At 67.2% G+C, this 24,630-nt stretch carries 21 protein-coding genes; 18 read left to right on the top strand and 3 right to left on the bottom strand.

Annotation, left to right across the window (positions count from 1 at the left end; translation table 11 throughout):
* The first annotated feature begins 4 nt into the window (after positions 1-4).
* Complete coding sequence (locus tag BAC01S_RS23625) at positions 5-2,803, top strand: Hsp70 family protein (RefSeq protein WP_027796985.1); 2,799 nt, start codon at positions 5-7, stop codon at positions 2,801-2,803.
* A gap of 40 nt (positions 2,804-2,843) precedes the next feature.
* Here the strand turns inward: BAC01S_RS23625 and BAC01S_RS23620 are convergent, their stop codons facing one another.
* Positions 2,844-3,569 (bottom strand): GNAT family N-acetyltransferase, encoded by a 726-nt coding sequence (locus BAC01S_RS23620; protein ID WP_027796984.1) that lies wholly within the window; start codon positions 3,567-3,569, stop codon positions 2,844-2,846.
* A 129-nt stretch (positions 3,570-3,698) separates the two neighbouring features.
* Here BAC01S_RS23620 and pdxR point away from each other — a divergent pair, with 129 nt between their 5' ends.
* From pdxR to BAC01S_RS23605, 3 genes are all read left to right on the top strand, one after another.
* Complete coding sequence (gene pdxR, locus BAC01S_RS23615) at positions 3,699-5,138, top strand: MocR-like pyridoxine biosynthesis transcription factor PdxR (RefSeq protein WP_052408827.1); 1,440 nt, start codon at positions 3,699-3,701, stop codon at positions 5,136-5,138.
* A gap of 260 nt (positions 5,139-5,398) precedes the next feature.
* Complete coding sequence (locus BAC01S_RS23610; protein WP_027796982.1) at positions 5,399-5,839, top strand: PRC-barrel domain-containing protein; 441 nt, start codon at positions 5,399-5,401, stop codon at positions 5,837-5,839.
* Between the two features lie 224 nt (positions 5,840-6,063).
* Positions 6,064-6,504, top strand: a complete 441-nt coding sequence (locus BAC01S_RS23605; RefSeq protein WP_027796981.1) for an SET domain-containing protein — start codon at positions 6,064-6,066, stop codon at positions 6,502-6,504.
* Positions 6,505-6,575: 71 nt separating this feature from the next.
* Here BAC01S_RS23605 and BAC01S_RS23600 read toward each other — a convergent pair whose 3' ends face one another.
* Complete coding sequence (locus BAC01S_RS23600; protein ID WP_027796980.1) at positions 6,576-7,382, bottom strand: AraC family transcriptional regulator; 807 nt, start codon at positions 7,380-7,382, stop codon at positions 6,576-6,578.
* A gap of 96 nt (positions 7,383-7,478) precedes the next feature.
* Between BAC01S_RS23600 and BAC01S_RS23595 the strand changes: the two genes are divergently transcribed.
* From BAC01S_RS23595 to catC, 8 genes are all read left to right on the top strand, one after another.
* Positions 7,479-7,730, top strand: coding sequence for a hypothetical protein (locus BAC01S_RS23595; protein ID WP_027796979.1), 252 nt, complete (start codon positions 7,479-7,481; stop codon positions 7,728-7,730).
* Positions 7,731-7,756: 26 nt separating this feature from the next.
* Positions 7,757-8,722 (top strand): quinone oxidoreductase family protein, encoded by a 966-nt coding sequence (locus BAC01S_RS23590; protein ID WP_027796978.1) that lies wholly within the window; start codon positions 7,757-7,759, stop codon positions 8,720-8,722.
* 202 nt (positions 8,723-8,924) lie between these two features.
* A complete protein-coding gene (gene alr, locus BAC01S_RS23585) occupies positions 8,925-10,043 on the top strand; it encodes an alanine racemase (RefSeq protein WP_027796977.1) in 1,119 nt (372 codons plus the stop codon).
* Positions 10,044-10,233: 190 nt separating this feature from the next.
* Positions 10,234-11,496 (top strand): multidrug effflux MFS transporter, encoded by a 1,263-nt coding sequence (locus BAC01S_RS23580; RefSeq protein WP_027796976.1) that lies wholly within the window; start codon positions 10,234-10,236, stop codon positions 11,494-11,496.
* Positions 11,497-11,547: 51 nt separating this feature from the next.
* A complete protein-coding gene (locus tag BAC01S_RS23575; protein ID WP_043203425.1) occupies positions 11,548-12,735 on the top strand; it encodes a GGDEF domain-containing protein in 1,188 nt (395 codons plus the stop codon).
* Between the two features lie 65 nt (positions 12,736-12,800).
* A complete protein-coding gene (locus tag BAC01S_RS23570; protein WP_245616661.1) occupies positions 12,801-13,658 on the top strand; it encodes an alpha/beta hydrolase in 858 nt (285 codons plus the stop codon).
* Positions 13,659-13,828: 170 nt separating this feature from the next.
* A complete protein-coding gene (locus BAC01S_RS23565; RefSeq protein WP_027796973.1) occupies positions 13,829-14,881 on the top strand; it encodes a cyclase family protein in 1,053 nt (350 codons plus the stop codon).
* 213 nt (positions 14,882-15,094) lie between these two features.
* On the top strand, positions 15,095-15,379 hold the full coding sequence (gene catC, locus BAC01S_RS23560; protein WP_027796972.1) for a muconolactone Delta-isomerase: 285 nt from the start codon (positions 15,095-15,097) through the stop codon (positions 15,377-15,379).
* 59 nt (positions 15,380-15,438) lie between these two features.
* Here the strand turns inward: catC and BAC01S_RS23555 are convergent, their stop codons facing one another.
* Complete coding sequence (locus BAC01S_RS23555; protein WP_027796971.1) at positions 15,439-17,181, bottom strand: IlvD/Edd family dehydratase; 1,743 nt, start codon at positions 17,179-17,181, stop codon at positions 15,439-15,441.
* A gap of 278 nt (positions 17,182-17,459) precedes the next feature.
* Here BAC01S_RS23555 and BAC01S_RS23550 point away from each other — a divergent pair, with 278 nt between their 5' ends.
* The 6 genes from BAC01S_RS23550 (at position 17,460) to BAC01S_RS23525 (ending at position 24,625) form a co-directional block, all read left to right on the top strand.
* Entirely contained in the window at positions 17,460-18,407 is a 948-nt protein-coding gene (locus BAC01S_RS23550; protein WP_407667951.1) for an ABC transporter substrate-binding protein, read from the top strand.
* Positions 18,408-18,462: 55 nt separating this feature from the next.
* On the top strand, positions 18,463-19,983 hold the full coding sequence (locus BAC01S_RS23545) for a sugar ABC transporter ATP-binding protein (protein ID WP_027796969.1): 1,521 nt from the start codon (positions 18,463-18,465) through the stop codon (positions 19,981-19,983).
* The gene (locus BAC01S_RS23540; RefSeq protein WP_027796968.1) at positions 19,980-21,008 is read left to right on the top strand and encodes an ABC transporter permease; all 1,029 of its coding nucleotides are present in this window, start codon (positions 19,980-19,982) and stop codon (positions 21,006-21,008) included. The genes BAC01S_RS23545 and BAC01S_RS23540 overlap by 4 nt, the downstream gene beginning before the upstream one ends.
* Positions 21,009-21,031: 23 nt before the next feature.
* On the top strand, positions 21,032-22,153 hold the full coding sequence (yjfF, locus tag BAC01S_RS23535; RefSeq protein ID WP_407667950.1) for a galactofuranose ABC transporter, permease protein YjfF: 1,122 nt from the start codon (positions 21,032-21,034) through the stop codon (positions 22,151-22,153).
* Between the two features lie 334 nt (positions 22,154-22,487).
* Entirely contained in the window at positions 22,488-23,612 is a 1,125-nt protein-coding gene (locus tag BAC01S_RS23530) for a sugar ABC transporter substrate-binding protein (protein ID WP_027796966.1), read from the top strand.
* Positions 23,612-24,625, top strand: coding sequence for an ABC transporter permease (locus tag BAC01S_RS23525; protein WP_027796965.1), 1,014 nt, complete (start codon positions 23,612-23,614; stop codon positions 24,623-24,625). Before BAC01S_RS23530 ends, BAC01S_RS23525 begins: the two co-directional genes overlap by 1 nt.
* The last annotated feature ends 5 nt before the right edge of the window (positions 24,626-24,630 follow it).

Below are 24,630 nucleotides of genomic sequence, written 5' to 3'. Positions count from 1 at the left end.
GCCCATGAAGCCGTACCTCGTCGGCATCGACCTGGGGACGAGCAACACGGTCGTGGCCTACGTCGAGGCCGGCGGCGGGCAGATCCGCGTCTTCGACGTCGATCAGCTCGTGGCCGCGGGAGAGGTCGGCACGGCGCCGCTCCTGCCTTCCGCGCGCTATCACCCGGCTCCCGGCGAACTCGCGCCGGAGAGCACGGAGTTGCCATGGAGTCCTGAGAAATCCGCGCAATCCGGCGCCGTGCCGCCCGCGGTGATCGGCCGCTTCGCGCGCGTGCTGGGGGCGCAGGTGCCCGGGCGACTCGTCAGCAGTGCGAAGAGCTGGCTCTCGCATACGGCCGTGGACCGTCTCGCGCCGATCCTGCCGTGGGGCGCCGCGGACGACGTCGCCAAGGTCTCGCCCGTTGCCGCGAGCGCGAGCTACCTCGCGCAGGTGCGCGCCGCATGGAACCGGCGTTTTCCGCATGCGCCGCTCGAAGCCCAGGACGTGGTGCTCACGGTGCCCGCGTCTTTCGACGACGGCGCGCGCGCGCTCACGCTGGAGGCCGCGCGGCTCGCCGGCCTGCCCGCGCTGCGTCTGCTGGAAGAGCCGCAGGCCGCGTTCTACGACTGGCTGTTCCATCATCGCGCGACGCTCGGCGCCGAGCTGGCCGGCACGAAGCTCGTGCTCGTCTGCGACGTGGGCGGCGGCACGACCGACCTCACGCTCATCAAGGTCGAAATCGAGGGCGGCGAGCCGCGGCTCACGCGCATCGGCGTGGGCAACCATCTGATGCTGGGCGGCGACAACATGGATCTCGCGCTCGCGCATCTCGTCGAGTCGCGGCTTGCCGCGCAGCCGGGCGAGGCGCGTCTTTCGGCGGCCGCGCTCTCGCAGCTCGTCGAACGGTGCCGCGCCGCGAAAGAGCAGTTGCTCGACGAAGCGGCGCCCGCCAGCGTGCCGGTCACGCTGCTTGGTACGGGCTCGCGCCTGATCGGCGGCGCGCGGACCACGCAGCTCGCCCGCGAGGAAGTCGAACAGGTTGTCGTGGACGGCTTCTTTCCGCACGGCGAAGCGAACGATCTTCCGCGCCGCGCGCGAGCGGCGCTCGTGGAGTTCGGCCTGCCCTATGCCGCCGATCCGGCCGTCACGCGGCACGTCGCCGCCTTCCTGAACCGTTTCGCCGCGCAGTCGCGCGAAGCGTTTGGCAAGACTCACAGCGAAGCGCAAAACGAAGCGCAAGCGCTCCCGGTTCCCGACACCTTGCTGCTGAACGGCGGCGTGTTCCGCGCGCGCGCCCTCTCGGAGCGGCTGGCCGAAACGCTCGGCGGCTGGCGCGGGCAGCCGCTCAAGGTACTCAACAACGATCAGCCCGACATCGCCGTCGCGCGCGGCGCGGTGGCCTATGCGCTCGCGCGCAGGGGCTACGCGCCGCGCATCGGCGGCGGCTCGCCGCGCAGCTATTTCCTCGTGCTCGACGAAGCGGAGCCAACACAGCGCGGCGTCTGCCTGCTGCCGCGCGGCACCGAGGAAGCGCACGAAGTGCATCTGGACGAACGCGTTTTCGCACTGCGCCTCGGGCATCCGGTGCAGTTCCACCTCGTCTCCACCGTGGCCGACACGGCATGGCGTGCCGGCGAGATCGCCGACGTTTCGACGGCCGACTTCGTGCGCCTGCCGCCGCTCGCGACCGTGGTGCCGCACGACGGCGCAGACGGTGCGCGCGAACGCGAGGTCAAGCTCATGACGTCGCTCTCGGAGCTGGGCACGCTGGAAGTGCACTGCATCGCCACCGACGACCCTGCGCAGCGCTGGCTGCTGGAATTCCAGCTCAGGCGCGAGGACGCCACAAGCGAAGCCGAAGCCATTACGCGCCACCCTTCGCTCGACGCCGCGATCGCCCTGATCGACCGCGTGTTCGGCCCGCCTTCCGCCAAGGGCGACCCCAAGGATGTGAAACGCCTGCGCCAGCAGCTCGAACAGTGCCTCGGCCCGCGCGAAAACTGGGACGGGCCGCTGCTGCGCGAACTGTTCGGAGTCCTGTGGGAGCGCGCGGGGCGGCGCCGGCGCTCGGCCGATCACGAACGGCTCTGGCTGAACCTCGCGGGCTTTTGCGTGCGCCCCGGCTTCGGCTATCCGCTCGACGAATGGCGCGTGGAGCAGCTATGGACGCTCTTCGACGACGGCATCCAGCACGTCAACGACGGCCAGGTCTGGTCCGAATGGTGGACGCTCTGGCGCCGCACGGCCGGCGGCCTGCCCGAAGCGGCCCAGCAGCAGGTGCTCGAAGCGATGGACTGGCTCGAGGAAGCGGCCGCGTCGAAGCGCCACAAGCTGCCCTTCGACGCGGCGAAGCTCGGCCAGGCCGATATGGTCCGCCTCTACGCGTCGCTCGAACACATTGCGGTCGAGCGCAAGATCGCGATCGCGGAGCGCCTGCTCGAACGGCTCGCGCAACCCTCGGAAAATCCGCAGAGCTGGTGGGCCGTGGGGCGCATCGGCGCGCGCCTGCCGTTCTATGGCAGCGCGCACGGCGTGGTGCCGCCCGACGTGGCGACGCGCTGGCTCGAAGCGATACTCGCGCACAACTGGCGCAAGGTGGAGCCGGCCATGTTCGCCGCCGTGCAGATTGCGCGCATGACGGGCGACCGCTCGCGCGACCTGGCCGATCCGCTGCGCGAGGAGATCGTGCGGCGGCTCACGGCGGGCGGCGCGCCACCCGCGTGGATCGCCATGGTTCGCGAAGTGGTCGCGCTCGATCACGCGGATACGGGGCGCATCTTCGGCGAGTCGCTGCCGGCGGGGTTGAAGCTGATCGGCGGATAAAACAGGACGGTGCGCTGCATACCCGCCCCGCCAGCGACGCCTACGCCCCGCCCGCCCCGCTCGCCCGCATGTCGGCCAGCGAGACCCGCTGCCGCCCCGCTTCGTCGAAATTCTCCGCGGCGAGCCAGGCCGCGAAAGCGCGCTTGAGCGGCGGCCACTCCGCATCGACGATCGAGTGCCACGCCGTATCGCGATTGCGTCCCTTGTAGACGATCGCCTGGCGGAAAACCCCCTCGAAGGTGAAACCCAGCCGCGCGGCCGTCGTGCGCGAAGGCACGTTGCAGCTGTCGCACTTCCACTCGTAGCGCCGATAGCCGAGCGTATCGAAGACATAGGCCATCAGCAGAAACTGCGCTTCGGTCGAAACAGGCGTGCGCTTGAGCAGCGGCGAAAACGTCACGTGACCCACTTCGATCACGCCATTGGCCGGATCCTGCCGCATCAGCGCCAGGCTGCCCACGGCGCGGCCCGTCCTGAGATCGATCACCGCGTAGTGACGCGGATCCGTGCTTTGCGCCGCGGCCTCGATGTAGCGGCGAAAGTCTTCCGCATGCTCGAACGGCCCCACGCCAAGATAGGTCCAGTCGCGATGGTCGGGCGCATTGCCCCAGGCGAGGAAGAGATCGTCGGCATGACGCGCGGCGTCGAGCGGTTCGAGGCGGCACCGCGTGCCCGTGAGCACGACGGCTTCGGGCCGCGCGCGCGGCGTCCAGCCGGCAACCGGCTCGCCTATGGGTTGCCCGTATTCGTTGAGGCGCTGAGTCACGGATTGCTCCAGCAAGAGTGATGGGATCGTGTGCTAGATTACGCCTTTCGTGGCTCCTATAGAGGATCCACCGATGCCAATTCTGGTGGTGCCACGCCCTGCGCCTCAGGAACCGTTCCGCCCTTGCCCATGACCGACGATACGCCCGATTCGCTGGTGGACTTTCTGCTCGAAACACCGCTCGAGCGCGATCGCGAGGGCGAGTCCCTCCAGCGGCAACTGCTCCATCGCATCCGCGGCGGCATCCTGGAAGGGCGCCTGCCGTCGGGCTGCCGTCTGCCCGGTTCGCGCGCGCTGGCCGCCGCGATCGGCGTGTCGCGCAACAGCATAACGGCCGCCTATGAACTGCTGAGCGCAGAAGGCTATATCGAACTGAGCCGGCAAGGAACCCGCGTGGCCGCGCTCGCACGGCCGAGGTCCGCGCGGCGCGCGAGCCGCACCGCCCCCGCGCCGGCGATCGCCACGCGCGGCACGCAAGTTCGCCAAAGCTGGCAGAACGGCGCGGACACGCTCGCTTTCCGCCCCGGCGTGCCCGCGCTGGGCCGCTTCCCGCTCGGTGTCTGGAAGCGCTGCCTCGATCGCGCCATCGCGCGCGGCGGCGCGCACACACTAGGCTACGGCACGCCCCAGGGCGACATGGCGCTGCGAGCGGCCATCCTGCGCCATCTGGCGGTGGCGCGCGGCGTGCGCGCGGAGCCGGAACAGGTGGTCATCACGGAAGGCGCGCAGGAAGCGCTCGCGCTGTGCGTGCGGCTCCTGACCAATCCCGGCGACACGGCATGGGTCGAAGACCCCGGTTATCGCGGCGCACAGACGGCGTTCCAGTGCGGCGACCTGAGCGTGCGGCCGGTGCGCGTGGATGCCGACGGCCTGCAGGCCGACGCCGAAGCCTGGGCCAACGGCACGCCGCGCCTCATCTACTGCACGCCCTCGCACCAGTACCCGACGGGGGCGGTGCTGCCCGCGCCGCGCCGGCTCGAACTGATCGACAAGGCATTGGCGCACGGCGCATGGATCATCGAAGACGACTACGACAGCGAATTCCGCCGCTCGGGCGAGCTCGTGGGCGCGATGCAGGGCCTCGTGCCGCACGCGCCGGTGCTCTATGTCGGCACCTTCAGCAAGACGCTGTTCCCCGCGCTGCGCATCGGCTTTCTTGTGCTGCCCGAGGCGCTGGCGGCGCGCGCCGCACCGCTGCTCGGCGAACTGTTGCGCGGGGGCCATCGCCATGAGCAACTGGCGCTGGCCGAGTTCATCGAAAGCGGTCAGTTCAGCCGGCACCTCGGGCGCATGCGCCGGCTCTACCGCAGCCGCCGCGATCTGCTGCAAGCAGCCCTCGCCGCTCATCTGGACACACCGCATAACGTGACGGGCGGCGACAGCGGCATGCACCTCACCGTCCGCCTGCCCGGCGTGTTTCCGGACGAGCGGATCGCAGCGGCGGCGCGCGAGTACGAGATGGCGCCGGCGCCGCTCTCGCGTTTCGCGTTGCGCCCTGCGCCAGATGACAATGGCCTCGTGCTCGGCTACGGCAACACCTCGGAGTCGCTTTATGTGCCGCTCGTGTAGCGGCTCGCGCAGGTGATCCGGTCGAACAAAAAGGAGACGCTGAAAGCCGCCTCTGCGGCACCGGCGACCGTGCGATCGTGCACTCTGAGCGCAGCCCCGCGACAATCTCGCTAACATGACGGATCGCCTCGCGAATCGTTCGCGCGCTGCTGCCGCGCACGGTTCTGGTGCAGTACGGGCCTGGGGTGGCGGCATCCGGTTGTCGCCGTCGGCAACATGGCTCGCAAAAGCGTTCCGATCTCAAACAGGAGAACAACAAGATGGCATTGAGCAAGACGATGTTGGCAGTAGCCGTTCTGGCCGCAGGCGTGGCCACCAGCAGTGCTTACGCGCAGGTCGCCGGCACGCAGCCGCTCAGCGTGACCGTCGAGCAATCGCAGGCGCTCCTCGAAGGCTGGAGCGTGAAGAAGAGCGTGCTCGGCAAGGCCGTGTACAACGACAGCAACGTCAAGGTGGGCGTGGTCCGCGACCTGATCATCGCGCCGGACGGCACGGTTTCGGCGGCCATCGTCTCGGCCGGCGGCTTCCTCGGGGTCGGCGTGCATGACGTGGCCGTGCCCATCGCTTCGCTCGACGTGCACAACGGCAACCTCTATCTGCCCGGCGCAACGAAGGAAGCGTTGAAGGCCACGCCGGCATTCGAATACGCGAAGGTGCAATCGCCGCCGAAGCCGAAGCAGGCCGACGCCAAGCAGCAGTAAGCAGACAAGAAGTAACCAGCAAGTGACTCAAAAGGCGGCGCGGCGGCCTGGTCTTGCACCGAACGCCGCACTCCTCCCCCTCGCTCTCCCTGCCCTGATCGCCGCGCGACTTCCGCCTGACCCTCAGTCCTGCGAATCAACCTGAATTGACCGTCTCGCAACTGTCACACTCGACGGAATATTGCCCGCCTATACTGCGCGCACCCGTCACGCGCGCGACCATCATGAGACGAATCTCCATACACCGTTCGCCCATTCATGGGCGAGGCGTTTTCGCCTTGCAGGCGCTGCACGCCGGCGAGCGCATCTTCGAATACCGGGGCAAGGTGACGACGTGGCGCGAAGCGGCGCGTCACTGGCAATCGCGCGGCGAGTGCGCGCATACCTTCCTGTTCGGCCTTTCGGACGGGCGCGTGATCGACGGCGGCCGCGGCGGGAACGGCGCGCGCTGGCTCAATCACGCCTGCGCCGCCAATTGCGAAACGATCGAGATCGGCGGCCGCGTGTTCATCGACGCGGTCTGCGACATCGCAGCCGGCGCGGAACTGTTCATCGACTACGCCCTGGAAGTCGAGCCCGACACGCCGGTCGAGACGCGGCTGCTCTACGCCTGCCGCTGCGGTTCGAGCCTTTGCCGCGGCACGATGCTGGGCGGCGGCGCATAACGGCGCATGGCGGCACATAGCGGCACGCCGAGTCCGCGCGCCAAGGCAACCGCCTTCACCCCGGCACTCGCTCACGGCTTCGACAACGGCCCGGAAGCTTCCCCCATGTCGGCCAGATAACGCCCCGGCGTCGTGCCTGTGGCGCGCCGGAACATGTCGATGAATGCGCTCACGTTGTCGTAGCCCAGTTCGAGCGCAATCGTCGTCACCGGCACGGCGTCCGCCACCCGCTCCAGCGCACGCATCAGTCTCGCCTGCTGGCGCCATTGCGCGAAGCTAAAGCCGGTCTCGGCCACGAAGCGGCGGCTCAGCGTGCGCGACGACACCCCGCCCCACTCGGCCCACGCTTCCAGCCCGCGGTTGTCGGCAAGGTCGCTCGCCAGGGCGTCGGCAATGCGCACGAGGCGCGCATCCGTGGGACGCGGCAATCCCAGCAACTCCGCCTTCGAAGCCGCCAGCTCGTCGAGGATCACCTCCGCCACGCGGGCCTGCGCCGCGTCGAGTTCCGCGCCGGGCCACGTCGCCGCGCGGCGCACGGCCTCGCGCAAAAGCGGCGTGGCGCGAATCGCGCGCGGCTCGCGCGGCAACGCCGCGCAGCGCGCCTCGGCAATGAACACGCTCCAGCCCGCAAACGGCCCGTACGAACTCACCGAATGCACGCGGTGCGGTGGAATCCAGATCGCGTGGATGGCCGGCACCACCCAGCGTTGCGTATCCACGCCCACCGAAACCAGCCCGCTCAGCGCGCCCATCAGTTGCCCGCGGGCGTGAGCATGCGGGGCGGTCTCGCGACTTTCCTTCTGTGTCAGTTCGGCGGCCGCGAGAAACGGGCCGCTTTGCGAAAGCACGAGATCGGGGCGGATCAAGGGGAGACTCATGGCGGGAACTCCGTATTGAATGGCTGTTATACCGGAGACCGGCCGCTCGCGCACGCCTAGACTCGCCTCATGACATCACTTCCGGAGCCCCGCCCCATGCGAGCCGACCAGATTCTTCCCGACCACCTCGACCACGTCGAACTCGAAGGCACGACGATCCGCAAAGGCACGGTCGGAGCCTTCCTCGCCAATGCGCGCGTGATGACCGATCCCGCGGCCAGCGCCGCCGCGCGCGAGCAGGCCGAAGCGGACCTCGCCGCGATCCTGCCCGCGCTGCGCGCCATCGGCCTCTTCGCAGTGCTGGACATCCGCGACACGGCGCTGCGCGCGTGGGTCGAAGCGCATTGACAGCCCCCATACCATCAGGAGTTCGAATGAAAGCCGCTATCGTCGCCGCCGCGGGCCAGCCCCCCGTTCTCGCCGATTTCGATGATCCCGGCGCGCTCGAAGGTCATCGCCGGATCGACGTTTGCGCGTCCGCGCTGAGCGTCGTGGCGCGATCCAGGGCAGCGGGCAAGCACTATTCGTCGACAGGCGCATTTCCGTTCGTCGCCGGCATCGACGGCACCGGTCGCCTCGACAATGGGCAGCGTGTTTATTTCTTCGGGCCGCATGCGCCCTTCGGCGCGCTGGCCGAACGTACGCTCGTGCCAGCGGCCCAATGCGTTCCGCTGCCCGAAGCGCTCGACGACGTCACGGCCGCCGCCATTGCCATTCCGGGCCTGTCTTCGTGGGCGGCACTCGCCGAACGCGCCCGCTTCGAAGCCGGCGAAACGGTGCTCGTCAATGGCGCCACGGGCACCTCGGGCAAACTTGCCGTGCAGATCGCGAGGCATCTGGGCGCACGACGCGTGATCGCCACCGGCCGCAACGCGGCCTCGCTGGAAGCGCTCAAGGCGCTGGGCGCCGACGTCACGATCTCGCTGCAGCAGGACGAAGAAAGCCTCGTGCGCGCCTTCGAGCCTCTCTTCGCGCAAGGCGTGGACGTGGTGCTCGACTACCTGTGGGGGACGAGCGCGCGCGCCCTGCTCATCGCCGCCGCGCAGGCCGGCGCGGAAACGCAGTCCGTGCGCTTCGTCCAGATCGGTTCGATCAGCGGCGCCGGGATCGCACTGCCGGGTGCGGTCCTGCGCGCCGCGCCGATTACGCTGCTGGGCAGCGGCATGGGCAGCGTGAGCCTCGCCCGCCTGCTCGATGCGGTAAGGGGCGTATTCGGCGCCGTCGCCCCCGCGGGGCTGCGAATCGAGACGCTGGCCCTGCCGCTGGCGGAGTTGGAGGAGCATTGGGCGCGGGAGCGCAGTGACATGCGCACGGTGTTTACGGTCGGGAGCGGGTGGTGAGCCAGCAAAATTTCCGCTTCGGACCATGTGAGATAAAACGCGCGCGGCTCACTCAGTCACTTCACCCAAAAATCGCAAAAAATACATTAAAAATAACTGGACAAAGATCAATATGATTGCGAAAACCACTACCCAAAGCTGAACTCGCCGCCGGTTCCACCTGGCGGCGCGAAGCGCACGACAACCCGGATCAGGAACCGCCATGCCGCGTCCCATCATCGCCCGCATTCATCCCGAAGCCGTCCGCCACAACCTCGGGCTCGTCAAGCAGATGGCGCCCGACTCGCGCGTCTGGGCCGTCGTCAAGGCCAACGCTTACGGGCACGGCATCGAGCGCATCTACCCGGCGCTCGCGCAAAGCGACGGCATCGCCCTGCTCGACCTCGACGAGGCCGTGCGCATCCGGGCGCTCGGCTGGACCCAGCCCATTCTGCTGCTCGAAGGCATCTTCGAGCCCGCCGATCTCGAACTCGCGGACAGCCATCGCCTCACCGTCGCGGTGCACTGCGACGAGCAACTCGACCTGCTCGCCGCCGCGAAGCTGCGCCAGCCCATCGACATCCTGCTCAAGATGAATTCGGGCATGAACCGCCTGGGCTTCCGTCCGCACGCCTACCGCAAGGCGTGGGAGCGCGCGCGGGCGCTGCCCGCGGTCCGCTCGACGGGCCTCATGAGCCACTTCGCCAACGCCGACGACGGCGCCATCGACTGGCAGCTCGACCAGTTCGACGCCGTCACCCAGGACATGCCAGGCGAGCACTCGCTTTCGAATTCGGCCGGCGTGCTCTGGCATCCGCGCGCGCACCGCGACTGGGTGCGCCCCGGCACGATCCTCTACGGCGCTTCGCCCACGGGCGTCGCGCGGCACGTCGCGGGCTTCGGGCTGCGCGCCGCGATGACGCTGTCGAGCCGCATCATCGGCATTCAGACCATCGCGCCACAGGAAACCATCGGCTACGGCCGCACGTTTCAGGCCGATCAACCGCTGCGCATCGGCGTGGTGGCCTGCGGCTATGCCGACGGCTATCCGCGCCATGCGCCCACCGGCACCCCCATTGCCGTCGACGGCGTGCGCACGCGCACCGTCGGGCGCGTTTCGATGGACATGCTCACGGTCGATCTCACGCCCTGCCCGGCGGCCGCCATCGGCTCGCCGGTCGAACTGTGGGGCGAGCAGGTCAAGGTGGACGAGGTGGCCGAGGCTTCCGGCACGATCGGCTATGAGCTCATGTGCGCGCTGGCGCGGCGCGTGCCTGTCGAGGTCGAAAGCGATGCGCCTGCGGCCGGCAGCGTGCGGCAGACGGAGGACGTAGCCGGCTGAGAAAGCCGGGGAGCCAGGGAGCCGGGGGCTGGGCGTCAAATTACGCAGCCGGCCCGCGCCTGGCCGGGTCCGCATCGAGCGGATCCGGCCGGCAACAGGCACAATATGCGGCTCTGGCGCCGCACGGGTTTCATGTTCGATATTCGAACAGATTGGGTTGGCGTCGCGACACCGTTTTTTCGACGCATCCATGAACCACCCGACCTCCGAGAGCGCCGCGACAGCCTCGCGCACGCCGAATTCGCCTCGCTTCCTGCTGATCCTGATCTGCCTATACGCGTCCGCCGGACAACTGGCCATCGACATCTACGTGCCCTCGCTCCCCGCGATGGCGCATTTCTTCGGGATCTCGCCGCAGGCCATCCAGTCGAGCGTCTCCAGCTACATGGCGGCCTACGCGTTCGGCCAGCTCCTCTTCGGGCCGGTGGCCGACGCCTACGGGCGCAAACGCGTCCTGGCATTCGGGCTCATCATCTTCACGATCGGCTGCGTGCTGTCGCTCTGCGCCCCGAATCTGGAAACCTTCGTCCTGGCCCGCTGCCTGCAGGGCTTCGGCATCGCCACGACCAATCTGCTCGCGAAGGCGATCATCACCGACTCGTTCTCCGGGCAGGCGCTCATGCACATGTTCACCTACATGTCGATTGCCTGGGGGCTCGCGCCTATCGTCGCGCCGGTGATCGGCGCCCACCTGCAGACGTGGTTCGGCTGGCAGGCCAGCCTCGTGTTTCTGCTCGTCTACTCGCTGGTGATGTGGGCCGCGCTGTGGCGCTATCGCGAGAGCTTGCCGCGGCCGGTGCGGCTCGAGCCGCGCACGCTCCTCGCGAATGCGCGCAAGGTGCTGTCGAGCCCCGTGTTTCAAAGCTGTTTTCTCGCGCAGGGCCTCTGCTACAGCATCCTGCTCGTGTTCAACATCGTCGGGCCGTTCATGGTGCAGAGCACGCTGCACGAGCCGCCCACCTTTTTCGGCTACCTCGCCCTCGGGGTCGGCATGGCGTACTTTCTGGGCGGCCTCTCGAACCGCGTACATGGTCCGCGTCTGCCAGGCGCCGAGGCGCGGCTGCGCATCGGCGCACGCATCATGGCGGCCGCGTCGATCGTCATGCTCGTGCTGGCGCTGACGATCGGCCTGCGCGTCTGGACGCTCGCGGCGCCCGTCGTGGTGATGGGATTCTGCGCCGGCGCCATGTATCCCACCTTCATGGCCAAAGGCAATTCGCTGTTCCCGCACATCGCGGGTCTGACGAGCGCGATCCTCGGCTGTGCGCTGCTGCTCGTTTCTTCCGCGATGATGGCGCTCGCCGGCTTCGTGTCGATCCAGATCCTGGCGCCGCTCGCGGCGTTCTTCGTGATTCTCGCGTTCACGGTCGTCGGGATGGTGAACAAACTGCTGCGCCATCTCGCGCTGCTTCAGTCCGCGGCCGTCGTGCGCGGCAGCAGCGAAGCGGCATAAGTCTTGCTCCGGTTCCGCGGGCTGTCGCGCCGCGGAATGACCTCGTCAACGATGCACGTCGATCTTCTCACTCTTTATTTCCTCGCGATCGGGACGTTACTCGCCAGTTCCGCGATGACGCTATGGGAACGTCGAACGCATCTGCGACGCAGCCGGGAACTGAAGATTCTGGCGGCGGGATACGCCACGCTGGCCATCGGATGCGTGGCGATCACCGTCCGTCACGCACTGCCTGGCGCGACGGGTTCGGCGCTTGGCAACCTCGTCATCGTCGCCGGCTATCTGCTGATTCTGCACGGCGTCGCGGCCTTGAGCGGACGGCGGTATCTCACGGGCTCGATCGCCATGCTCGTCCTGCTGGCGCTCACGTGGGCGGTGTTCGGCCCGCGCTGGGAAGATGCGGTGTGGTACTACGCCAGCGCGATTCCCATCGCGCTGGCAAGCGGCGCCACGTCGTTCGTGCTGCTAAGAACCGAGGGCATGAAAGCAATGCAGTCGCGGCAGATCGCCGTGCTCGTGACAGGCATTCATGCGCTCCTCTATGCCGCGCGAGCCGGCATCCTGCCCTGGCTCGCGGCACGCTACGGCCAGGAGGTCGTGCTGGCAGCCAGCAACATCACGATATACGAAGGAGTCCTGTATTCGGTCGTGTTGCCGATGACGCTGTTGCGTTTGATCCGCGAGGAAACTCACGGCGAGCTGCTGCGTCACGCCCAGACCGATTACCTGACCCGTCTTGGCAATCGCCGCTGGTTCTTCGAAGAAGGGGCGCGCGCGATACGCGAGGCGGGACCGCGCCGGCAGGTCTCGCTCTTTGCGTTCGACCTCGATCGTTTCAAGTCGATCAACGATCGATACGGCCACAAAGCGGGCGACGAAGTGCTGAAGGCGTTTGGCGACATTGCCCGCAGCACGCTCGGGCCCGACGCGATTCTCGCGCGCATTGGCGGCGAGGAATTTGCCGCCCTGCTCTCCGGCCATGACGCCGCGCGCGCGAGCGAACTAGGCAAGACCATCGCGCAGGATTTTGCCGACACGATCCATCGCGGGGCGGACGGCAGCGTGATACGGGCCACGGTCAGCATCGGGCTTGCCCGGTCGGGAACCGAAACGCCCGCGCTCGCCGACCTGCTGGCCGCCGCGGACGCGGCGCTGTACCAGGCGAAGTCGCTGGGCGGCAACCGGCTTGTCGTAGCGCCGGCGGGCTCACGGCCCGAGCTCGTCCGAACGCAGCGTTGAAGAAGGGTGAGATCATTCGGTTCGTCGAAGCGCACTCCCTGTCCCCTTGATCGGAGGTACACGCCGTGAACCCCAGAACGCCCTCCCCAGGTTTCGGCTTCGCGGCGGCGCTGGGGCGCCGGATGGGTGCGTGGTGCCTCGCGATCGCGATGGCCCTGTCATGCTGTCCGGCGCGCGCGCAAAACCCGCCCAAAGTCATCGACATCCCAACGCGCTCCGGGGTCACCCAGCGCTTTCTCTTCATCGCACCCGAAGCGCCGAAGGCCGTGGCCATACTCTACGCTGGCGGCCACGGCGGCCTTCAGCTCGACCAGGACGGCGCGTTCGGCTGGGGAAAAAACAACTTCCTCGTGCGCACAAGACAGCTGTTCGTCAACAACGGCATTGCCGTCGCCGTCATCGACGCGCCGAGCGACCGCCAATCCCCTCCCTACCTCAACGGCTTCCGCCTCACGCGCGAACATGCCGAAGACGCCCGCGCCGTGATCGCCTGGCTGAGAGGGCAACTGCACGTGCCGGTGTGGCTCGTGGGCACCAGCCGCGGCACCCAGTCCGTCGCGGCGATCGCCATCGCGCTGGCCGACGGCGGCGGCCCCGACGGCATCGTATTGACGTCGACCATCCTTCGCGACGACCGCGGCGGCGAACCGGTCACGGGCATGGATCTCTCCGCCCTCAAGATACCCGTGCTGGTCGTGCATCACGCCGACGACGCTTGCCGGCTTTGCCCGGTGTCCGATACCGATGCGCTCATGCGCAAGCTCACGCAATCGTCCAGGGCGAACCTGATGATCGTTTCGGGCGGCGCGGCACGGGGCGACCCTTGCGAAGCGTTCGGCCATCATGGTTTCAACGGCATAGAGAGCGACGTCGTCAACGCCATCTCCGCGTGGGTGCTTGCCAACTCAACAGCCGGAACGTAGCGACGTAGCGCTCCCGGCGCACGCCGCCTGGTGTTTACCCGCCAACCCATTGCCAGAAAATTATCGAAATATCGACAATGCGTTCATGAACGCAAAAGCCGCGGCGCGCGTCGAACCGGGATCCCGAGCCGGGCGGCCGCGCAGATTCCCCTCTTGCAGGAGACAGTGAGATGCGTTGGCAGAACCGGCCCGAAGGGTCCAACTGGGGCGACTTCGGCCCCGACGACCAGCTTGGCCGCCCGAACCTCATCGGCACGGAGCAGGTGCTCAAGGGCGCGCAGGAGATACGCGCGGGCCTGAGCTTCACGCTCTCGCTGCCGCTCGATTTCCCCGGCGAAAACAAGCTCAACGTGCGCCGCCACCCGCCCGTGCTGCGCCCGACCTTTCGTGACGGCCTGCCCTACGTGAACTTCCCGTTCGCGCGCAACGAGGCGCTCGCCACCGACGTCGTGAGCGACGACCAGGTGCTGCTCTCGCTGCAGTATTCGACGCAATGGGACTCGCTCGCGCACGTGGGCGCGCGTTTCGACGCGAACGGCGACGGCGTGGCCGAAAGCGTCTACTACAACGGCTACCGCGCGAACCACGACATTGTCGGCCCGATGGCGTACCGCGCCGAAGACGGCTACGCGCCGTATGCCTGCGGCGGCGAGCATAGCCATGCGGACGCGCTCGGCATCGAGAATCTCGCCGTGAAGGGCATGCAGGGCCGCGGCGTGCTGATCGACCTGGCCGCCCACTACGGGCGCGAATTCCGCACCGTCGGCTACGACGATCTGATGAGCGTGATGGAGCAGGACAAGGTCATTGTCGAACGCGGCGACATGCTCCTGCTGCGCACCGGCTTCTCGGAGCTGATCCTCGAGATGAACCGCCAGCCCGACGAAGCGGTGCTCGCGAGCCATTGCAGCGCGCTCGACGGACGCGACGAGCGCCTGCTGCAATGGATCACCGATTCGGGCATCGCCGCGCTCGCCGCCGACAACTACGCCGTCGAACGCTACCCGGCCCGGCCGCCCGCCACGCCCGGCGAGCATCCGCTGCTGCCGCTGCATCATCACTGCCTCTTCAAGCTCGGTCTGCCGCTCGGCGAGCTGTGGTATCTGCGCGAACTGGCCGAATGGCTGCGCGCGCACGGCCGCTCGCGCTTCCTGCTGACCGCCCCGCCGCTGCATCTGCCCGGCGCGATGGGCTCGCCCGTCACGCCCATCGCCACGGTCTGAACGTGCCTGGCCGCACTCACCCGTTACCCCCGCACCTCCGAAAATGACACAAGAACGAGTCTCGATCATCGGCGCCGCCGCCGGCATTGGCGCCGCGTGCGCGGCGGCATGACGGTCGGCGTGGCCGGAGTATGAAAAGAGGACTGCGAAGAAACTGAAGCTGCCTTACGCGCAACACGGTAAAGACTACGACGTAACCGAGGAGCCCATCCCATGCTATTTCTGGTCCATATGCAGGTGCAGATTCCGCCCGATGCCGACAAGGCCCACATCGCCGCCATCGTGGCCCAGGAGAAAGCGTACTCGCAGAAGCTGCAGCACGAAGGCAAATGGCGGCACTTGTGGCGCGTGGTGGGCGAGTACGCGAACTACAGCGTGTTCGACGTCGAAACGAACGACGAACTGCATACGATCCTCAGCTCGCTGCCGCTCTTCCTATATATGAAGATCGAAGTCACGCCGCTCGCGCAGCATCCTTCCGCCATCGCGCCGAACTGAGGCGGATCTGAAGCGAAGCCCCACTGTGAAGCCGCCCGGGACCTCGCCCGCTCTGCCGCTCAATGCGAATGCCGCGGCACCTCGGCGCCGCGGCAGCCCACGAGGAAATCGAAATCGCACCCCTCGTCGGCCTGCAGCACGTGTTCGACATACAGCTTGCGATAGCCGCTGCGGTCCTCGGGCAGCGTCTCCAGCGTCTTCGCCCACGCGTCCAGACGCGCGCGCAATTCCGCTTCGCCGATCTCGACGTTCAGCGTCCCGGCCTCGCAATCGAGCGCGATCCAGTCGCCATCGCGCACGATCGCAAGCGGGCCGCCCGCGCGCGCCTCGGGCGCGACATGCAGCACCACCGTGCCATAAGCCGTGCCGCTCATGCGCGCGTCCGAAATGCGCACCATGTCGGTCACGCCCTGCGCGAGCAGCTTGGGCGGCAGGCCCATGTTGCCCACCTCGGCCATGCCCGGATACCCCTTCGGCCCGCAATTCTTCATCACGAGCACCGAGTCCGCCGTGACGTCGAGATCGGGATCGGCAATGCGCTGCTTGTAGTCGTCGATATTCTCGAACACCACGGCGCGTCCGCGATGCTTGAGCAGCGCGGGCGTGGCGGCCGAAGGCTTGAGCACCGCGCCGCGCGGCGCGAGATTGCCGCGCAGAATACATAGCCCGCCGTCGCGCACGAGCGGCGTGTCGAGCGGGCGAATCACTTCGGGGTTGTGTATGGGCGCTTCGCGCACGTTGTCCCAGAGCGACTTGCCGTTCGCGGTAAGCGCATCCGGGTGCGGAATCAGCCCCGCCTCGCCCAGCCGTCGCAGCACCGCGGGCAAGCCCCCCGCGTAATAGAACTCCTCCATCAGGAAGCGCCCCGAAGGCTGCAGATCGACCAGCGTCGGCGTGCCGCGTCCCAGGCGCGTCCAGTCGTCGAGTTCGAGCGGCACGCCTATGCGCCCCGCAATCGCCTTCAGGTGAATCGCGGCATTCGTCGAGCCGCCGATCGCGGCATTCGCGCGGATCGCGTTTTCGAAGGCCTCGCGCGTGAGCAGCTTCGAGAGCCTCAGGTCTTCCAGCGCCATCTCCACGATGCGCATGCCCGAAAGATGCGCCAGCACGTAGCGGCGCGCATCCACGGCCGGAATCGCCGCATTGTGCGGCAGCGTCACGCCCAGCGCCTCGGCCATGCACGCCATCGTCGAGGCCGTGCCCATGGTGTTGCAGGTGCCCGCCGAACGCGACATGCCGGCTTCCGCCGACATGAACTCGTGGATCGAGATGCGCCCCGCCTTCACCTGCTCGCTCAGTTGCCATACTACGGTGCCCGAACCAATATCGCGCCCTTCGTGCTTGCCGTTGAGCATCGGCCCGCCGCTCACGACGATGGCCGGCACGTCGCAGCTTGCCGCCCCCATCAGCAGCGCCGGCGTGGTCTTGTCGCAGCCCACGAGCAGCACGACGGCATCGACAGGATTGCCGCGTATGGCTTCCTCGACATCCATCGAAGCAAGATTGCGCGTGAACATCGCGGTGGGCCGCAGGTTCGACTCGCCGTTCGAGAACACCGGGAACTCGACCGGAAAGCCGCCCGCCTCGGACACGCCGCGCTTCACATGCTCGGCCAGCTTGCGGAAGTGCGCATTGCAGGGCGTGAGTTCCGACCACGTGTTGCAGATGCCGATGATCGGCCTGCCGTCGAATTCGTGGTCGGGAATGCCCTGGTTCTTCATCCAGCTTCGGTACATGAAGCCGTTCTTGTCGGCGGCGCCGAACCAGGCGGCCGAGCGGAGCTTCCTCGGGCGAGTGCTCATGACAGTGCCTTTCTGGTGATCTGGTAACAATGAACTATAAATAGCATGACTATATAGACCTGTATCATCGGGAAAACGCTAATAAAAACCGTGAGATCTCCTGCATATAGTTTGGCTATTGAAGTCGGCAAGGAACAATCTCCCGATTCCTCGGGAGGTTTGGGATGGCGCGAAATCCTCGTGACGTAGTCCGGCTGTGGTGCACGATGGGTGTAGCGCCCTTTGAGAAAAAATAACGCAAGCTACATCAGGAGACATGTATGAAACTGGCAACGCGCATGATTGCGGGCGCTCTCATGGCCACCGCTTTCGCACTCGCGGCGGGCCCTGGCTACGCCCAGGACAAACAGATCACCCTGGGTTTCGCCCAGGTGGGCGCCGAGAGCGCATGGCGTACCGCGAATACCGTATCCGTCAAGGAGGCCGCGAAGGACGCCGGCATCAACCTGAAGTTCTCGGATGCGCAGCAGAAGCAGGAAAACCAGATCAAGGCGATCCGCTCGTACATCGCGCAGCACGTGGACGTGATCGCGTTCTCGCCCGTGGTGGAATCGGGCTGGGAGCCGGTGCTCGAGGAAGCGAAGCGCGCGAAGATTCCCGTGATCCTGACCGACCGCAACATCGACGTGAAGGATACGTCGCTCTACGTCACGATGATCGGCTCCGACTTCATGGAAGAAGGGCGGCGCGCCGGCCGCTGGCTCGAAGAGCACTACAAGGACAATCCCGGCCCCATCAATATCGTGGAACTGCAGGGCACGGTGGGCTCTGCGCCCGCGAACGACCGCCACGCCGGCCTGATGGAAATCATCAAGAACGATCCGAAGTTCAAGATCATCGCTTCGCAGAGCGGCGACTTCACGCTCGCGGGCGGCAAGCAGGTGATGGAGGCATTCGCCAAGACGTATGGAAACAAGATCAACGTCGTTTATGCGCATAACGACGACATGGCGCTCGGCGCGATCCAGGCGATGGAAGAAGCCGGCATGAAGCCCGGCAAGGACGTCAGCGTGGTGTCGTTCGACGCGACCAAGGGCGGCTTTGAAGCGATGATCGCGGGCAAGATGAACGTGGACGTCGAATGCAGCCCGCTGCTCGGGCCGCAGCTCATGCAGGCCGTGAAGGACGTCGTGGCGGGCAAGCAGTTGCCCAAGCGCATCGTCACGAACGAGACCGTGTTCCCGGAAAACGTCGCGGCGCAGATCCTGCCGTCGCGCAAGTACTAACCCTCACGCGAGAAAGCGGCCCGGCGCATGCCGGGCCGCACGCGCATCCGCCTTCATGAGCACGACGCCCCTACTCGAAACGCATGGCCTCTCGCGCACCTTCCCCGGTGTGCGCGCGCTCGCCAACGTCGATTTCCGCCTCTACCCCGGCGAGGTCCATACCTTGATGGGCCAGAACGGCGCAGGCAAATCGACGCTCATCAACGTCCTCACGGGCGTGCATCAGCCCGAAGCCGGCGAGATCCTGCTGGCGGGCGCGCCCGTGCGCTTCGCCACGCCGCTGGAGGCGGAAGCCGCGGGCATCCAGACGCTTTACCAGGAGGTCAATCTCTGCCCGAATCTCTCGGTTGCGGAGAACATCTTCGCGGGCCGCCAGCCGCGGCGGCGCGGCCTGATCGACTGGAAAACGATCCACCGCCGCGCGGCCGAGGTGCTCGCGGATCTGAACCTCGCGCTGGACGTCACGCAGTCGCTCGACACCTACCCCATCGCGATCCAGCAGATGGTGGCGATCGCGCGGGCCGTTTCGGTGGACGCGCGCATCCTGATCCTCGACGAGCCCACTTCCAGCCTCGACGACAGCGAAGTCTCGCGGCTTTTCGACGTGCTGCGCAAGCTCAAGGCCTCGGGCATCGCCATTCTTTTCGTGACGCATTTTCTTGAGCAGACCTACGCGATTTCAGACCGCATCACCGTGATGCGCAACGGCGAACGCGAGGGCGAATACCTCGCCGCGGAACTGCCCGTGCAGACGCTGGTGGCGAAGATGGTCGGCCAGCAGATCGCGCGCGAGCAGCTGCAAGGCGAGGCGGAAGCGCCGCCCGCCGCCCCGCAGGCGCGCGCAGCCGAACCGTATCTCAGCGCACAGGGCGTGGCGCGGCGCGGCGTGCTCAATCCGCTCGACCTCGACGTGCAGCCGGGCCAGATACTCGGCCTTGCGGGGCTGCTCGGCTCCGGGCGCACCGAAACGGCGCGCCTCTTGTTCGGCGTCGACCGGGCGGACCAGGGGGCCGTGTCGATACGCGGCAAGACCGTGAAGCTCGCGACGCCGCGCGACGCGGTGCGCCACGGCATGGCCTATTGCCCCGAGGACCGCAAGAAGGAAGGCATCGTGGCGGACCTCTCGATCCGCGAGAACATCATTCTCGCGCTGCAGGCGCGGCGCGGCTGGTGGCGCACGATTTCGCGCGCGCGCCAGCGCGAGCTCGCGAACCAATACATCGCACAACTCGGCATCAAGGCTCGCGACGCCGAGCAGCCCATTGGCCTCCTTTCGGGCGGCAACCAGCAGAAGGTGCTGCTCGCGCGCTGGCTCGCCACGGAGCCGAAGCTGCTGATCCTCGACGAGCCCACGCGCGGCATTGACGTGGCGGCCAAGTTCGAGATCATGGACCGCGTGCGCGCGCTGTGCGCCAAGGGATTAGGAATACTCTTCATTTCGTCGGAGATCAGCGAGGTGGTGCGCGTGAGCGACCGCATCGCCGTGCTGCGCGACCGCCGCAAGGTGGCCGAGCTCGAAGGCCACGGCCGTTCCGAAGACGAAGTCTACGATCTGATCGCGGGAGGTCGCCGATGATCCGCCTTTCCACGCTGCTCAGACATCCGCTCATCTGGCCCGCGGCCACGCTCGTGTGTCTGTTCGCAGTCGATGTCGCGCACCGCTCGAATTTCCTCTCGATCACGCTGCTGTCCGGGCATCTGTTCGGCGCGCCCATCGACATCCTCATGAACGCCGCGCCGCTCGTGGTCGTGTCGCTCGGCATGACGCTCGTGATCGCCACGCGCGGCATCGACATTTCGGTGGGCGCCGTGGTGGCTATCGCCGGGGCCGCCGCCGCGATCGTGCTCGAAGCCGACCCCTCGCGCGTGGCCACCGCCTTCGGCGCGGCGCTCGTGGTCGGCCTGCTGGCCGGCATGTGGAACGGGCTGCTCGTCGCCTTCATCGGCATGCAGCCCATCATCGCCACGCTGATCCTGATGGTGGCCGGGCGCGGCGTCGCCCAGCTGCTCACCGGCGGCCAGATCATCCCCATCGGCGCGCCCGGCTATCTGTTCGCGGGCGACGGCTACTTCGCGCTCGTGCCGTGCGACGTCTGGATCGCCCTCGCCGTCACGCTCGTCACGGTGCTCATCGTCAACAAGACGGCGCTCGGGCTCTTCGTGCGCTCGATCGGCGTGAATCCGGTGGCCGCGCGCCTCGCCGGCCTCTCGTCCCAGCTCGTGGTGTTCGGCACCTATGCGTTCTGCGGCGTGATGGCCGCCGTGGCAGGCATCCTCATCAGCTCGAACGTGCGCAGCGCCGACGGCAACAATGCGGGCCTGCTGCTGGAGCTCGACGCGATCCTCGCCGTGACGCTGGGCGGCACGTCGCTCGCCGGCGGGCGCTTCAGCCTCGCGGGCACGGTGCTCGGCGCGCTCATCATCCAGACGCTCACCTACACGACCTATTCGATCGGCGTGCCGCCCGAGGCCACGCTCGTCGTCAAGGCCGTGGTCGTGACGGTCGTGAGCGTGGTCCAGTCGCCCACGGCGCGCGCGCTCGCCGCCCGGCAACTGCTGCGCCTCGCCGGGGCCCGCCGGCCCCAGGCTCCCAACTATTAGGACACCGCGAGAAAATCGTGCGCATGACCCGCTCCCCCCTGCCCCTCGCAATGCTCGCCGCGTGCCGGCGCAGCGCCGCACGCTTCGTCGATCCGCGCGTGCTGCCCATTGCCGTCACCGTGCTGTTGTTCATCGTCCTGTTCGGCTTCGGTTCCGTGATGTACACCGGTTTTTTCTCGCTGCAGGTATTGTTCGGACTGCTCGTGGATAACGCCTTCCTGCTGATCGTCGCGATCGGCATGACGTTCGTGATCATCTCGGGCGGCATCGATCTTTCGGTGGGCGCCGTGGTCGCGCTCGCCACGATACTCTGCGCCGTGATGGCCGAGCGCTGGCACTGGCCCGTGGCCCTCATCGTGCTGGCCGTGCTGGCGTGCGGCACGCTCTACGGCGCGGCCATGGGCGCGCTGATCCACTACTTCCGCCTGCAGCCCTTCATCGTCACGCTCGCGGGCATGTTCCTCGCGCGCGGCACCTGCTTTCTCATCACCACCCAGTCCATCCCGATCAACGACCCGAGCTTCCACGCGCTCGCCGGCTTCAGCATTCCTGTGGGCACCGGCTCGCTCACCACGGGCTCGCTCATCGCGCTCGCCATGCTCGCGGCCGCCATCGTGGTCGCGCACTTCACGCGCTTCGGCCGCAACGTCTACGCGATCGGCGGCAACGAACGTTCTGCACTGCTGATGGGCCTGCCCGTCGCGCGCACGAAGATCGGCGTCTATGCGCTTTCCGGCTTCTGCTCCGCGCTAGGCGGCGTGGTGTTCACGCTCTATGTGCTCTCGGGCTACGGGCTGCAGGCGCAAGGCATGGAGCTCGACGCCATCGCCGCCACCGTGATCGGCGGCACGCTGCTCACGGGCGGCGTGGGTTATGTGATCGGTTCGGTGTTCGGCGTAGGCATACTCGGCACGATCCAGACGCTCATCACCTTCGACGGCACGCTCAGCTCGTGGTGGACGCGCATCGTGATCGGCGCGCTGCTGTGCGCGTTCTGTCTGATGCAGCGCGCCACCGAACACCACGCGGCGCGGCGCAAGTCGGGCAGCACCGGCATGGGCGCGCCCACGGTGAAAGCGGCGCGCCCGCAAAGCAGCACGTCGCTCGACGAAGCCCAGCTCGCCTCGGCGCCGCCGCGCGTCTGAACCGGAACCGATAGCCGCAAAACAGATTTGCTCGAAGTGTGCCGGCATCCCGTGAGGCGATGGACGGCGCGTGCGGGCACGGAGGGGACGGGGAACCCGCGCGCAACCTGACAATAGTCCGACTTATTACGGGTATACGTGGATTAGGCCCCAACAAAGCACTGCACTACCATCTTCGTCGTACCGTCCGGCACGGTCTCACTGTTTTCATTCGCCGCGTTCGCAGGAACGCCGCCGCGCCGCCCGGTGCCATCGTGAATGTGCACGCGCCAGGACCTGCTTTTCGGCAGTTTTTCGACAGGCCCCGGACCCACGAAAACAACCGGAGGAAAAGATGTCGCAAGAACGGGATGATGCGCAAGACCAGATGCAAGACCAGACGCAGGGCGTGGTTCATGCAGGACGGCGCGGCCTGCTGCAGGGCGCGGGACTCGGCGCGGCGCTCTCGCTGCTGGGAACGCTGGGCGCCGGCGCGGGCGGCCTGATTTCGACCGCGCAGGCGGCCGAAATGGCGTTCCCCGGGCACAAGAAGTGGAAGATCGTGTTCGTCAACCACGTCACGACGAATCCGTTCTTCGTGCCCACGCAGTACGGCATTCAGGACGCCTGCTCGATGTTCGGCATGGACTACCAGTGGACCGGCTCGGCCACCTCGGACGCCGGCGAGATGGTGCGCGCCGTGAACGCGGCGATCGCCGCCAAGGCCGACGCGATCGCCGTGCCGATCGTCGACCCCACCGCCTTCGACAAGCCGATCCAGGCCGCGCTCGACGCGGGCATTCCGGTGTTCGCCTACAACGCGGACGCGCCGCGCGGGAAAACCAGCCCGCGCCTCGCGTACATCGGTCAGGACCTCTATCTCTCCGGCTACCAGATGGGCGAGCGCATTGCCTCGCTGATCGACAGCGGGCTCGTGGCGCTCTTCATCGCCACGCCGGGCCAGCTCAACATCCAGCCGCGGCTGGACGGCGCGAGCGACGCGATCAAGAAGTCGGGCAAGAACATCGAGGTCCAGAGCGTGGCAACGGGCGCGACGGTCAACGAAGAGCTTTCGAAGATCAAATCCTTCTATCTGGGACACCAGGACCTGAAGGGCATGTTCGCCGTCGACGCCGGCAGCACCCAGGGCGTCGCGCAGGTGATGAAGGAGTCGAATCTGCCGGCGAAGGGCGTGCACGGCGGCGGCTTCGACCTGCTGCCCACGACGGTCCAGCTGATTCACGAAGGCTTCCTCGACTTCACGATCGACCAGCAGCCTTATGTTCAGGGCTTCTATACTGTGATGGAGGCGTTCGTGTTCCTCGCTTCCGGCGGACTCGTCGGGCCGGCGAACATCAACAGCGGCCTCAAGTTCGTCACGAAGGGCACGGTCGAGCCGTACCTCAACACGTCGACGCGCTATGAGGGCAAGAGCACCAAGCCGCAAATCGTCCCGATGAGCGGCGCGATCAAGTCATGATGGGTACGGTAGACGAATCCCGCAAGGCGGATGTCCCGGCGCGGCCCCCGCGGTCGCCCGGGACGCTTGTTTCGGCGTGGTCGGCGGAACTGCGCATCCTGCTCGTGGCGGCGCTGCTCGCCGCCTGGTTCGAGTTCGCCAACCACGATTTTCTGCTGACGAATGCGAGTCTCGTCAACCTCTCGCAGTTCATCGCGCCGGTTGCGATCATCGCGTTCGGCGAAATCATGCTGATGATCGGCGGCGACATCGATCTTTCGGCAGGCATGGTGTTCGCGTTCGCGCCGTTCATGATGGTGTTCGCCAACGAGGCGGGCGCGCCCATGTGGCTCGCCGTGCTCGTGGGGCTTGTCGCAGCCGGAGTGATCGGCTTCGTGAACGGCGCGATCACGGTATGGCTGCGGCTGCCCTCGTTCGTGACGACGCTCGGCACGCTCTTTCTGATCAACGGCATCACGCTCACCGTCTCGCGCGGCACGCCCGTCGAGACGCCCGGCTCGCCCGCTTTCGCGAACTTCATGGGCGCCTGGGGCTACAGCGAAATCCTCTGGACCGTCGTGCTGGCCTTCGTCATGCACATTCTCCTGCGGCACACGCGCTGGGGGCTGCATACGCAGGCGGCCGGCGCGAATCCGCTCGGCGCGAGCGAGGCCGGCATCCAGGTGAACCGGCTGCGGCTGGGCAACTTCATCCTCGCGGCCGTGCTCGCGGGCCTCACGGGCATACTCGAAGGCTTTCGCATCACCTCGATCGACCCGCAGGCGGGCGGCAACCAGATCATGTTCCTCGCCGTCGCCGCGGCCGTGATCGGCGGCACGCCTCTCACGGGCGGCTCGGGCACGATCGTGGGCGGCCTGATCGGCGCGGCCGTGCTCGGCATTCTCAACGACGGCTTCACGCTTATCGGCATCAACGCCTTCACGTTCAACATCATCCTCGGCGCCGCGATTCTCGCCGCGATGGTCTTCAATATCCACGTCGGTCGTATCCGGCGCAAAGGGGGACGCCGATGAGCGAG

It is taken from the genome of Paraburkholderia acidipaludis NBRC 101816 (assembly GCF_000684975.1).
In the GTDB taxonomy this organism is placed as follows: domain Bacteria; phylum Pseudomonadota; class Gammaproteobacteria; order Burkholderiales; family Burkholderiaceae; genus Paraburkholderia; species Paraburkholderia acidipaludis.
Note: the sequence above shows the minus strand (reverse complement) of the source record. Positions and strands in the feature narration are given on the sequence as shown.